This is a genomic window from Curvibacter sp. T50, assembly GCF_057219955.1.
Genome location: NZ_JBXVVU010000001.1, coordinates 1,084,977 through 1,096,614 on the forward strand (window position 1 = coordinate 1,084,977; position 11,638 = coordinate 1,096,614).

Here is an 11,638-nt window from a genome sequence, read left to right on the forward strand (position 1 = left end):
CGGCGAAACCGCCCACTGAAATGTCAACGACGTTTGCGTGGCGCGATGCCCAGAGATTCGCGCTGCTTCTCGATCCGATCCTGCTTGCGTTTCTCCATGGCTTCCATCGCCTTGCGTTTGCTGTAGCCTGTGGCGTCGGCCACCGCCCACCAGGCCGCTGCCAGCCCGAAAGGCGTGAGGATCCACGCCCAATGCCAGCCGGCAACGGGCGCGACCTCCAACACCTTCAGCAACAAAAGTATGACTCCGATACCCAGCAAATACATGGCGGTCTCCGAAGCAGCATCCCCGGGCAAACGTCAAGTCCACGTCAACCGGCAACACTACAATTGCGTTCAGACTACTGTACCCCAACCCCAAAAGGAAATCACGATGAAACGCGCTCTGTTTGTTCTGGCTGCCGCTGTCACGGTTGCCACCCCCGTTCTGGCCGACGAAGCTCTGGCCAAGGCCAAAAACTGCATGGCTTGCCACGCGGTTGACAAGAAGCTCGTCGGCCCGGCTTACAAGGAAGTCGCTGCCAAATACAAGGCCGACAAAACCGCCGCCGACAAGCTGGCTGCCAAGATTGTCAAGGGTGGTTCCGGCGTCTGGGGTGCGGTGCCGATGCCCGCCAACCCGCAGGTCAGCGAAGCGGAAGCCAAGAAGCTGGCTGCCTGGGTGCTTGCCGCCAAATAATCTGCGCATTCGCACAAAGCAAAAAGCCCGCTTCTGCGGGCTTTTTCTTTGGCCTGCGCACAGGCCGGCGGGACGAGCCCGCCGCCAGGCTATCAGTAGTTTTCGCCCAGTTGCTCCAGGATCGCCGGGTTTTCCAGCGTCGAGGTATCCTGCGTGATGGCCTCGTTCTTGGCAATCGAGCGCAGCAGACGGCGCATGATCTTGCCCGAACGGGTTTTGGGCAGGTTTTCGCCAAAGCGGATGTCTTTGGGCTTGGCGATCGGGCCGATTTCCTTGCCGACATGGTCACGCAGCTGCTTGGCGATCGCCTTGGCTTCGTCCCCGGTGGGGCGCGGGCGCTTGAGCACCACGAAGGCGCAGATGGCTTCCCCGGTCGTATCGTCCGGGCGACCGACCACCGCCGCTTCAGCCACCAGTTCGGTGCAGGACACCAAGGCCGATTCGATTTCCATCGTGCCCATGCGGTGCCCGGAAACGTTCAGTACGTCGTCAATGCGGCCCGTGATGGTGAAGTAGCCCGTATTGACGTCGCGGATGGCACCGTCACCGGCGAGGTAGTACTTACCCTGGAAATCAGCCGGGTAGTAGCTCTTCTTGAAGCGCTCGGGGTCACCCCAGATGGTGCGAATCATCGAAGGCCACGGCTTCTTGACCACCAGAATACCGCCCTGGCCGTTGGGCACGTCCTTGCCGGTTTCATCCACGATCGCCGCCTGAATACCGGGGAACGGCAATGTGCACGAACCCGGAATCATCGGTGTGGCACCAGGCAGCGGCGTAATCATGTGGCCGCCGGTCTCAGTCTGCCAGAAGGTGTCGACAATCGGGCAACGTCCGCCACCGACATGTTTGTGATACCACTCCCAGGCGGCCGGGTTGATCGGTTCCCCGACCGAGCCCAGCAGGCGCAGGCTGGAAAGGTCGTAGCTCTTGGGATGCACGGCGTCATTGGACTCGGCAGCCTTGATCAGCGAACGGATGGCGGTGGGCGCGGTGTAGAAAATGCTGACCTTGTGGTCCTGGATCATCTTCCAGAAACGGCCGGCATCCGGGTAGGTCGGCACACCTTCGAAAACGATTTCGGTGCCGCCGAGCGCCAGCGGGCCGTAGGTGATGTAGGTGTGACCCGTCACCCAGCCGATGTCGGCCGTGCACCAGAACACGTCGTCTGCCTTCAGGTCGAAGGTCCACTTGGTGGTCAGCGCGGCATGCAGCAGATAGCCGCCGGTGGAATGCTGCACACCTTTGGGTTTGCCTGTGGAGCCCGATGTATAGAGCAGGAACAGGGGATGCTCGGACTCGACCCATTCTGGCTCACAGGTGTCGGCCTGACCGGCGACTACATCGGCCATCCAGCGGTCACGTCCGGCCGTCATGGCGACTTCGGCGCCGCTGCGCTTGACAACAAGCACATTACCGACCGTGTCACAGCCGCCCAGCGACAATGCTTCATCGACGATGGATTTCAGCGGCAGCTGCTTGCCGCCACGAATCTGATGGTCGGCCGTGATGACCGCCTTGGCGCCGGTATCTTCAATCCGGTCACGCAGGGACTGCGCCGAGAATCCGCCGAAAACCACCGAGTGTGTCGCGCCGATACGGGCGCAGGCCTGCATCGCTGCCACACCGTCAATCGACATCGAGATGTAGATGATGACGCGGTCGCCTTTGCCGATACCAATGGAGCGGAGACCGTTGGCAATCTGGCAGGTCTTGGCCAGCAGGTCCTTGTAGCTGATCTTCGTCACTTCGCCGCCGTCGGCTTCGAAAATCAGGGCGGTCTTGTCACCCAGGCCGCGTTCGACATTGCGGTCCAGGCAGTTGTAGGAGGCGTTCAGGCGTCCGTCGGCAAACCACTTGAAGAACGGCGCGTTACTGTCGTCCAGAACCTGCGTGAACGGCGTTTTCCAGCTGATCAGTTCACGGGCGAGGCGAGCCCAGTAGCCTTCGTAATCCGTTTCGGCTTCCTTGCACAGGGCATGGTAGGCATCCATGCCGGAAACCGTCGCATTCTTGACAAACGCTTCGCTGGGCAGATAGAAATTTGCGGCGCCTTCACCGGATGTTGCACTCATTGGAATCTCCTCAGGTAGATGGGTGGCGGATAAGAACCCGTGAACTGTCGTTTCCAGCTCTTACAAACTACTGACTGTCGGCCAGATTACAAATCGATGATATCGGGAACGGCGTCACGGCCCAGCCCTACAATCGCCCACCCGTTCACCACCCCCAACCACCCATGCGTCCTTCCGATAACGGCAACAACTCCCCTTTGCGCCCGCTCCCGAATCTGATTTTTGCCAGTCGTTGGCTGCAGTTGCCGCTCTATCTGGGTTTGATTCTTGCCCAGGCGGTTTACGTTTTCCATTTCTGGGTAGAGCTGGTCCACCTTCTGGAGGCCGTTTTCGGCAGCCAGAAGGCCTTGCAGGCGTTGATCACCAGCATCGGCTACAAATCCGACGTACAGATTTCAGCATTGAACGAGACCATCATCATGCTGGTCGTGCTGGCACTGATCGATGTCGTGATGATCTCCAATCTGTTGATCATGGTCATCGTCGGCGGCTACGAGACCTTCGTCAGCCGCATGAATCTGGAAGGCCACCCGGATCAGCCGGAATGGCTCAGTCATGTCAACGCCTCGGTTCTCAAGGTCAAACTCGCGACGGCGATCATCGGCATCAGCTCGATCCATTTGCTCAAGACCTTCATCAATGCCGCCAACTACGACCTGAAAGTGCTGATGTGGCAAACGATCATCCATATCGTGTTCCTGCTCAGTGCGCTCGCCATCGCAATGACCGACCGTTTGATGTCGGCGCCGTCCGGGTCGAAATCGCACTGACCACGGTACGGCCCCAGTCCCGCCGTCCGGCTCCATAACCGGTCCTGCGCGTCAGGTCCGGGTCATCCGCGCTGTCAAAATAGCGGCCTCTCCACACGCCCAGCCTGCAAGTACCATGACCACGACCATCCAGCAAGCCGACCTGATCGAGTCCATCGCGGCCGCCCTCCAGTACATCAGCTACTACCACCCGGCGGACTACATCGCACATCTGTCGCGCGCCTGGGCCCAGGAACAGAGTCCGGCCGCCAAGGATGCGATGGCGCAGATACTGACCAACAGCAAGATGAGCGCCATCGGTCACCGCCCGATCTGCCAGGACACCGGCATTGTCAACGTGTTCCTGAAAGTCGGCATGGATGTGCGCTGGGAGGGCTTCACCGGAAGCCTGGACGACGCCATCAACGAAGGTGTGCGCCGCGGATACAACTACGCCGAGAACATGCTCCGCGCCAGTGTGGTCGACGATCCACAATTTGCGCGCAAGAACACCAAGGACAACACCCCGGCCGTGATCTTCACGGAGATCGTTGCCGGCAACACGGTGGACGTCACCGTCGCGGCCAAAGGCGGCGGCTCGGAGAACAAATCCAAGATGATCATGATGAACCCGAGCGACAACCTGGTTGATTGGGTACTCAAGACCGTGCCGACCATGGGTGCAGGATGGTGCCCGCCGGGAATGCTGGGCATCGGGATCGGCGGAACGATGGAAAAGGCGGCGTTGCTGGCCAAGGAAAGTCTGATGGACGAGCTCGACATGTACGAGCTTCAAGGCAAAGCGGCGCGCGGCGAGAAGCTGTCTCAGGTCGAAGAGCTCCGTCTGGAACTGCACGAGAAGGTCAACGCACTGGGCATCGGCGCGCAGGGCCTCGGAGGCCTGACCACGGTACTGGACGTCAAGATCAAGATGTACCCGACCCATGCGGCCAGCAAACCTGTGGCAATGATTCCCAACTGCGCCGCGACCCGGCATGCCCATTTCGTGATGGACGGCTCCGGCCCCGTGTATCTGGATCCGCCCAGCCTGGATCTCTGGCCCAAGGTCGACTGGGCGCCGAATACGGAAACCAGCAAACGTGTCGATCTGAATACGCTGACCAAAGAAGAAGTGGCCAGCTGGAAGCCGGGTCAGACCCTTCTGCTCAATGGCAAGATGCTGACCGGCCGTGACGCCGCGCACAAACGCATCCAGGACATGCTGGCCAAGGGCGAAGCCCTGCCGGTCGACTTCACCAACCGGGTGATCTACTACGTGGGGCCGGTCGATCCGGTCCGCGACGAGGTGGTTGGTCCGGCCGGACCAACCACCGCAACCCGCATGGACAAGTTCACCGACATGATGCTAGCAAAAACCGGTCTGATTGCCATGGTCGGCAAAGCCGAGCGGGGTCCGGTAGCCATTGAAGCGATCAAGAACCACCGGTCGGCCTACCTGATGGCGGTCGGGGGAGCCGCTTACCTGGTGTCCAAGGCCATCAAAGGTGCCAAGGTCGTTGGTTTTGCCGATCTGGGCATGGAGGCAATCTACGAGTTCGATGTTGTCGACATGCCGGTGACGGTGGCCGTCGATGCCGGTGGCACAAGCGCCCATATCACCGGCCCCGCCGATTGGCAGCGGCGCATTGCCACCGGGGAATTCAAGGGTATTGCCGTCGCCACGTCCTGACGTGGTGTTGGCCCGGCAGCGCACCCCCATGGATCACCGTCCGGTCGGCGTCTTTGACAGCGGCATCGGCGGACTGAGCATCTTGCAGGCGCTGCGCGCGGAGCTTCCGGCCGAGCCTTTTGTCTACGTCGCCGACAGCGGGCACGCGCCCTACGGCGAGCGCGATGACACCCATGTCATCGCTCGTACCGAGTCCATCCTGACGTACCTGCGCCGCCACCATCACATCAAGGCCCTGGTCGTGGCGTGCAACACGGCGACGGCGGCGGCCATTGCGGGGCTGCGGCGCCAGCATGGCGATATGGCATTGGTCGGCGTGGAACCGGCCCTCAAACCGGCACGGTCGCTGACCACCACAGGAGTGATCGGGGTGCTGGCTACGCAAGGAACACTGGCCAGCGAGAAGTTCAACCGGCTGCTGGCGGCGTTGGAAGGCCCGGTCCGGTTTCGGCTTCAACCCTGCAATGGCCTGGCCGAAGCGATCGAACAGGCCACCGTCACGACCGATAACGAAAAAACCATAGCACTTATCGACCGATATACAACGGGTATTGGCCCTTTTGGCACAAAACCGGGTGAAATCGACACCGTGGTCCTGGGTTGTACCCACTACCCCTTGGTCGCCGACATCATTCAGGCCGCCGTCGGCCCTGGCGTGCGTCTGCTGGAGCCGGGTCGCCCTGTCGCCCGTCAGTTGCGTCGGCTTCTGGAAGAGTCCGGCTCCCTCCATCCAGCAAGGCCCCACGGTCAGCCGGGCAGTGCCTCATTCCTCAGCACAGGCGAGCCCTCCCTGCTTGCGCGAGCCGCGCAACAGTGGTTAGGACTCGGTTCTGCTTCGGTTCAATACACCCCGATTGGCACAGCCCCCGCCAAGAACTGACAGCACTCGGGACACCGCGCGGATCAATCCGCCTTGCTGCTCGCTGGCACGCCCTCGGGCCACGCTCGCCAAAGTGGGCCGCCGCCTGCCGCCAGGTGCGTCAGGTACAGGCGAACATCCAGCTCGATCTGGTGATAGTCAGGCTCCATGTGGGCACAAAGCTGGTAAAAGGCCCGGTCGTGGTCCGGATGCCGCAGGTGCGCCAGCTCGTGCACCACGATCATCGACAGAAAAGGCAGCGGGGCATCACGAAAAAGCGCTGCGATACGAATGTCGTGCCGCGCCTTGAGCTGGGCACCGTGGACCTTCGTGGACCGAACGTGCAAGCCCAAAGCCTGATATGCCAATTGCACCTTGCTGTCGTAGACCACTTTTGCGATGCGACCGGCGGAGCGCAGGTGCCTTGCCCGGACTTGCTCGACAAAATCGTACAGCTGCCGGTCAGAACGCAGGCCATGGGCATGCGGGTAGCGGTCCAACAGACGACTGGACAGGCCATCTGGCTGGCTCAGGAGCGATTCAACCTGTCGGAGCAGTTCCGGAGGATAGCCTGACAACGCCGACAGATCAGGCATCCGATGGATCGGCCAGTGCTGCGGCGCGGCCGCGCTCAATCTGGATCGGGATCAGCAAGACGAGACCGATCACAAACAAGGCTGCCGTGGAAGCAATCGCCAGCCGCTGGTTTCCGCCAGTTCCCCAGGTGATCAGCCCGTACGCCAAGGGCCCGATGATGCTCGCCAGCCGGGTTGCGAAGGTCCACAAGCCGTAGAACTCGGCCAGTTGGCGGGGTGGCGCCAGCAGGCCGGCCAGCGCTCGGCCGCAGGATTGGCTGGAGCCCATGCTGATGCCCGCAATGGCTGCAGCCCACCAGAAGCCCGCCTTGGTCGTGGTCGCAGCGGCCAGAAAACAGGTCGCGGCCCAGGCGACCAGAGTGATCGCCAGGGTCCGCTTGTGACCCAGCAGGTCCTGAAGGTAGCCAAAGGCGAATGCCCCGAGCGCCGCGGCAATGTTGAGCACGAAAATAAGCACCATCGTTTCCTGCTGCTGGAAACCGATCACCTGCTCCGCATAGATGGCAGCAAGCGTGATCGCGACGGCCACCCCTCCTTGATAGGCGGTCGCGCAGGCCAGCAGCCAAGCAAAATCAGGATAGTGACGCAATTGCCGAAACGTCCCGTGCAACTGGCGAAGGGCGGCGCGAAGGCCCTTGTCGCCATCGGCTCGCGGACTCGGGGTGGCTCGCTCCCTGAGCCAACGAAAAGTCACCAGCGATGCCAGGCCATAGATGGCGGCAGTGATCAGCATGGTCACCGGAACAAACATCGCGGCAGGTTGTCCCTGTCCTTGCGCCCAGATTACGTAGGCCAGTGAAAGGCCCAAGGCCAACATTCCCCCAAGGTAGCCAAAACTCCAGCCCCAGCCGCTGACCCGGCCTAAGGCATCCGCGCGAGCAAGCTCCGGAAGAAAGGCGGCCGAAACAGATTCCCCATAGGAGAAAAAGAGGTTGGAAGCAATGATCAACACCACAGCAAGCCAGACATCGCCCGGCTGCACCCCGCCTAACGCCGCGGTTGAAACCACACAACCGGCCGTGACCATCATCAGAAGTGGCTTCTTTTTGGCCCGTTCGTCCGCCCAGGCCCCCAGGCCAGGCATGGTCAACATCACCAGGGCATACGAGACACTCAACGCAGCCGACCACGCAAGGGGCCCCCAATCAGCCTTGCCAGCGACAGCACCGGCAAAGTACGCCGAAAAGACAGCCGTGAGAACAACGGTGGTGTACCCGGAGTTCGCAAAGTCGTACATCGCCCAGGCAAACACTTCACGGCGTTGCACACCGGGATTGAGGGACTCTTCGCTTGCGAGGGAAGCCATGCTGTCTCCTGACCCTTGCGCCCCTTGACCTACCAATGCCAAATCACCCGGTCAGGAGCAACCGCCCGGTCGATACGTTCTTTCAGTGCAGATGGCGCGGACGCCGGCCACCACCACCTCCGTGACCGCCGGAGCCAGTCCCACCACCCCCGCTGCGGGGAGGTTTGCCCAACTCCAGCGAAGTGACCAAAGCATCAAACCGCTGGTTGAACAAACGGTCGATTTCGCCGACAACGCCGCCGAGTTCGCTCGCATCGAAATGGCGCTCCATCAGGCTGATGACGTCCTGGACCAGGAGATCGCGCTGCGCCTGCATGATGGCCGCCGGCGTGGGACCGACAAACAGCAGGACAAAATCGTCGCGGGCTTCTTCCTCCGCCGACTCGTCTTCCTCATCGAACTCGGTATCGTAAAAGGTCACCTCGATCGCGGCACCGGTTTCGGTCAGGTCATTGAGCGCCATACACATTTCGTCGAGAACCTGGCGGAAATCCTCGTCACCGGACACCGTCCAGCAAATCTGCAGGACATGGTTTTGCGGATCGAAACGTATGCCCGGTTCTTCCTCGTAGGCACTGGCAGCACCATCGGCCAGAGAGCGAGCACCCGCGTACTTCCACAGGGGCTTGAGGGCATCCTGAATCGCGTCGTACCCGACATCGGCGCGCAGGCGGATGTCCCCGTGAACATGGATTTCGAAAGGGGCGTCGTAGCTGCTCATGATGGGGTTCCTTCTGGTGCCTCGAGCCGGAATCGAACCGGCACGCTCCCTTTCGGGCAAGCGGCGGATTTTAAGTCCGCTGTGTCTACCTGTTTCACCATCGAGGCGGTGGAGGAATTGTCGCAGGGACCGATGCTGAAAAAAATCCCCGGCAACCAAACGATGCCGGGGATTTCTGGAGGCGCGGGCCGGAGTCGAACCGACCTACACGGATTTGCAATCCGGTGCATAACCGCTTTGCTACCGCGCCAGGGTTTCTGCGAACTCTCTGACAAAAAAGGGAAGCTAGGCTTCCCTTTCAGCGGAAGATGTTGGCACTTCTTCCTGAATATTGGAGCGGGAAACGAGGCTCGAACTCGCGACCTCAACCTTGGCAAGGTTGCGCTCTACCAACTGAGCTATTCCCGCGTAACCGCAAACTATACATCGAAGCATCGTTTGCTGCAATAAAGAAATTATAACCTGAATTTCCGCCCTTTTGCGCCGACAGTGTCACTTTCCGGAAAAAGCAGCCTCATCAATGCTTCACCGAGTCATCCACCGGCGCGACCACCGAAGGCGTCGGGGTTGCAACAGGCGTGGCAAGGTCATCGACGGGCAGCGGGGCCGGCTTGCCGCAAAGTGCAATCTCCAGAACCTGATCAAACCAGCGAACCGGAACAATCTCAAGGCCGTTGCGGACATTCTCGGGAATCTCCTGCAGGTCCTTTACGTTCTCGTGAGGAATCAACACCGTACGGATTCCACCGCGCAACGCAGCCAGAAGCTTTTCCTTCAGACCACCAATCGCCGTAATTTCACCGCGAAGCGTAATTTCACCGGTCATCGCAACATCGGCTTTGACGGCAATCCCCGTCAGCGTAGAAACCAGGGCGGTCGCCATGGCGGCTCCGGCACTGGGCCCATCCTTGGGCGTCGCACCATCGGGTACATGGATGTGAATATCCTTTTTTTCAAAGGCGTCATCACGGATTCCCAGCCCCCGCGCGCGGCTGCGGACCACGGTGCGGGCCGCTTCGACAGACTCCTTCATGACATCGCCAAGCATCCCCGTACGCGTGATCGCTCCTTTGCCTGGCATGACTGCAGCCTCAATGGTCAGGAGATCCCCACCGACTTCCGTCCACGCCAGACCAACAACCTGTCCGACCTGATCTTCCTTCTCCGCACGCCCGTAGGTGAACTTGCGCACACCAAGCAGCTCATTCAGGTTCTCGGCGTCAACAACCACGCCCGGCTGAAGGGTGCGCAGTTGAAGTCCTTTGACGACCTTGCGGCAAATCTTGGAGAGCTCGCGCTCGAGCGACCGCACCCCGGCTTCGCGGGTGTAGTAGCGCACGATATCCCGAACGGCAGCCTCGGTTACCTCCAGCTCACCGGATTTGACCCCGTTGTTCTGCATCTGCTTGGGCAAGAGGTACTTGGTGGCAATGTTGGTTTTTTCGTCTTCCGTGTAGCCGGAGAGACGAATCACCTCCATTCGGTCGAGCAAGGCGGGCGGAATGTTCATGGAATTCGACGTTGCCACAAACATAACGTCGGACAGATCGAAATCCACTTCGACATAGTGATCGGAGAATGTATGGTTTTGCTCCGGGTCCAGCACTTCCAGCAAGGCACTGGATGGGTCCCCCCGGAAATCCATACCCAGCTTATCAATTTCATCGAGCAAAAACAGCGGGTTGCGAGTCTCCGCCTTGCTCAGGCTCTGCAGAACTTTGCCTGGCATGGCGCCGATGTAGGTGCGGCGATGGCCCCGAATTTCTGCTTCATCACGCATTCCGCCCAAGGCCATCCGGACATACTTCCGCCCGGTCGCCTTGGCCACGGACTGCCCCAGCGAAGTCTTGCCCACCCCGGGGGGGCCGACCAGACACAAAATGGGCGCTTTGACCTTGTCAACCCGCTGCTGAACGGCAAGGTACTCGAGAATGCGGTCCTTTACTTTTTCGAGTCCGTAGTGGTCTTCATTGAGGACTGTCTCGGCGTACGAAAGGTCGTTTTTTATGCGGGTTCGCTTGCTCCACGGCAGGTTGACCAGAACATCAATATAGTTTCGAACGACGGTCGCCTCGGCCGACATCGGCGACATGAGTTTGAGCTTCTTGAGTTCGCCTTCTGCCTTCTTGCGCCCTGCAGCCGGCATCCGGGCCGCCTTGATCTTCTTTTCGATCTCTTCGATGTCGGCCCCGTCTTCCCCTTCACCCAACTCTTTCTGAATCGCCTTGACCTGCTCGTTCAGGTAGAAGTCCCGCTGGTTCTTCTCCATCTGCCGCTTGACGCGCCCGCGGATACGCTTGTCGACATTGAGAATTTCTACCTCGCGGTCGAGTTGCCCGAACAGATTCTCAAGGCGCGCTTTCACCGCCGCCTGATCCAGGACCAGTTGCTTGTTTTCCAGCTTCAGCGGCAAGTGGGCCGCAATCGTATCGGCGAGGCGCCCCGCATCATCAATGCTGGCAATCGAGGTCAGGATTTCGGGCGGGATCTTCTTGTTCAGTTTGACGTACTGATCAAACTGCTGCATGACCGCACGACGCAGGGCCTCAATTTCGGGATCGCGATCCCCCTGCTCGACCGGGAGCGGGCTCAGGGAGGCAGTGAAATGGGTCTCGCTTTCGTCGATCCGCGTCACGCGGGCTCTCTGTTGTCCTTCGACCAATACCTTGACCGTCCCGTCCGGCAGCTTGAGCATCTGCAGGATCGTTGAAACACAGCCGACCTCGAACATGTCGCCGATCTCTGGTTCATCCTTCGCGGCGGTTTTTTGGGCCACCAGCATGATGCGCCGCTCTGCCGCCATTGCTGCTTCCAACGCCTTGATGCTCTTGGGGCGCCCGACAAAAAGCGGAATGACCATATGCGGGAAGACGACAACGTCCCGCAAGGGCAGCAATGGCAGTTCGATCGGGTCGATAGGCAGCGGTGTGTTTCCGGACATGGCGATTCTTTCTATGACCCTGT

Annotated in this window: 10 protein-coding genes and 3 tRNA genes; 4 read left to right on the plus strand and 9 right to left on the minus strand. The window is 60.3% G+C overall.

All coding sequences use genetic code 11. From position 1 onward, the window contains the following. Positions 1-23 precede the first annotated feature (23 nt). Positions 24-266, minus strand: coding sequence for a TIGR04438 family Trp-rich protein (locus tag AC2EBU_RS05160; RefSeq protein WP_484609292.1), 243 nt, complete (start codon positions 264-266; stop codon positions 24-26). A 106-nt stretch (positions 267-372) separates the two neighbouring features. Here AC2EBU_RS05160 and AC2EBU_RS05165 point away from each other — a divergent pair, with 106 nt between their 5' ends. Further along, entirely contained in the window at positions 373-678 is a 306-nt protein-coding gene (locus AC2EBU_RS05165) for a c-type cytochrome (protein ID WP_484609293.1), read from the plus strand. 92 nt (positions 679-770) lie between these two features. Here AC2EBU_RS05165 and acs read toward each other — a convergent pair whose 3' ends face one another. Beyond that, positions 771-2,753 (minus strand): acetate--CoA ligase, encoded by a 1,983-nt coding sequence (acs, locus tag AC2EBU_RS05170; RefSeq protein WP_484609294.1) that lies wholly within the window; start codon positions 2,751-2,753, stop codon positions 771-773. A 164-nt stretch (positions 2,754-2,917) separates the two neighbouring features. On the opposite strand from acs, the gene AC2EBU_RS05175 reads away from it, so the two are divergent. The 3 genes from AC2EBU_RS05175 (at position 2,918) to murI (ending at position 6,072) form a co-directional block, all read left to right on the plus strand. Continuing rightward, positions 2,918-3,523 (plus strand): YqhA family protein, encoded by a 606-nt coding sequence (locus AC2EBU_RS05175; protein WP_484609295.1) that lies wholly within the window; start codon positions 2,918-2,920, stop codon positions 3,521-3,523. A 115-nt stretch (positions 3,524-3,638) separates the two neighbouring features. Continuing rightward, positions 3,639-5,192: a fumarate hydratase gene (locus tag AC2EBU_RS05180; RefSeq protein ID WP_484609296.1), complete on the plus strand. Its 1,554-nt coding sequence runs from the start codon at positions 3,639-3,641 to the stop codon at positions 5,190-5,192. 28 nt (positions 5,193-5,220) lie between these two features. Then, on the plus strand, positions 5,221-6,072 hold the full coding sequence (gene murI / locus AC2EBU_RS05185) for a glutamate racemase (protein ID WP_484609297.1): 852 nt from the start codon (positions 5,221-5,223) through the stop codon (positions 6,070-6,072). 23 nt (positions 6,073-6,095) lie between these two features. Here murI and AC2EBU_RS05190 read toward each other — a convergent pair whose 3' ends face one another. The 7 genes from AC2EBU_RS05190 to lon form a co-directional block, all read right to left on the minus strand. After that, a complete protein-coding gene (locus tag AC2EBU_RS05190; protein WP_484609298.1) occupies positions 6,096-6,647 on the minus strand; it encodes a M48 metallopeptidase family protein in 552 nt (183 codons plus the stop codon). Continuing rightward, positions 6,640-7,953 (minus strand): MFS transporter, encoded by a 1,314-nt coding sequence (locus AC2EBU_RS05195; RefSeq protein WP_484609299.1) that lies wholly within the window; start codon positions 7,951-7,953, stop codon positions 6,640-6,642. Before AC2EBU_RS05195 ends, AC2EBU_RS05190 begins: the two co-directional genes overlap by 8 nt. An 82-nt stretch (positions 7,954-8,035) precedes the next feature. After that, positions 8,036-8,674 (minus strand): DUF6806 family protein, encoded by a 639-nt coding sequence (locus tag AC2EBU_RS05200; protein ID WP_484609300.1) that lies wholly within the window; start codon positions 8,672-8,674, stop codon positions 8,036-8,038. 14 nt (positions 8,675-8,688) lie between these two features. Beyond that, positions 8,689-8,781: transfer RNA gene (locus tag AC2EBU_RS05205), tRNA-Leu, on the minus strand. A gap of 69 nt (positions 8,782-8,850) precedes the next feature. Next, positions 8,851-8,924: transfer RNA gene (locus AC2EBU_RS05210), tRNA-Cys, on the minus strand. Between the two features lie 82 nt (positions 8,925-9,006). Then, a tRNA-Gly gene (locus tag AC2EBU_RS05215) sits at positions 9,007-9,082 on the minus strand. Positions 9,083-9,191: 109 nt separating this feature from the next. Continuing rightward, positions 9,192-11,615, minus strand: coding sequence for an endopeptidase La (lon, locus tag AC2EBU_RS05220; RefSeq protein ID WP_484609301.1), 2,424 nt, complete (start codon positions 11,613-11,615; stop codon positions 9,192-9,194). Between the last annotated feature and the right edge of the window lie 23 nt (positions 11,616-11,638).